The 823-nt window shown below is 74.7% G+C and carries 2 protein-coding genes; both read left to right on the plus strand.

Features of this window, described 5'->3' with window-relative positions; translation table 11 throughout:
- A partial coding sequence (locus AC2W7G_RS17510) for an FMN-binding protein (protein WP_485869558.1) occupies nucleotides 1-343 on the plus strand: 343 nt, incomplete at its 5' end.
- Nucleotides 344-346: 3 nt separating this feature from the next.
- A partial coding sequence (locus AC2W7G_RS17515) for an FAD:protein FMN transferase (protein WP_485869559.1) occupies nucleotides 347-823 on the plus strand: 477 nt, incomplete at its 3' end.

The raw sequence follows: 823 nt of genomic DNA on the forward strand, positions 1-823 counted from the left end.
CCGGCCGGCGACGCGACCGAGCCGGCCGGGCGGCGCGGCCACCGCCTTCAAGGCCGGGGACTACGACGCGGAGGGCAGCTACCAGACGCCGGCCGGCACGCAGAGCGTCGAGGTCGAGGTCACCCTCGACGAGGCGGGCACCATCACCGCCGTGGAGGTCGACCCGCAGGCCGAGGGCGGCAACTCCGAGATGTTCCAGAAGAAGTTCGCCGGCGGCATCAGCGACGTCGTGGTCGGCAAGCGCATCACCGACCTGGACGTCTCCAAGGTCGCCGGCTCGTCGCTGACCAGCGGCGGCTTCAACGCCGCCATCGAGGACATCGTCGAGCAGGCCCAGGCCTGATCCGTGCACACCTGGGGGTTCGAGGCGCTGGGCACGGCGTGGCAGGTCGAGACCGCCACGCCGCTCGGCGACGCCCCGCGTGAGCGCGTGCGCGAGCGCGTCGAGGCCTACGACCGGGCCTGGTCGCGGTTCCGCACCGACGGTCTCGTCGCCGAGCTCGCCCGCGCCGGACGCGTGACGCTGCCCGACGAGGCCACCGACCTGCTGGGCGTCTACGACGTCCTGCACCCGCTGACCGACGGGGCGATGAACCCGCTGGTCGGCGCCAGCCTGGAGCGGCTGGGGTACGACCCGGCGTACTCGCTCGAGCCGTCCGGCGACCCGGTGCCCGCGCCGTCGTGGGTCGACGCGTCATGGGCCGCCCCGGTGCTCGAGGTGCCCGCCGGCACGGTGCTCGACGTCGGCGCGGCCGGCAAGGGCCAGCTCGTCGACCTCGTGGCCGCGCTGCTCGCCGGCGAGGGCGTGGACGTGCTGACCGTC

Source organism: Aeromicrobium sp. PFPM2_SD2 (assembly GCF_057364525.1).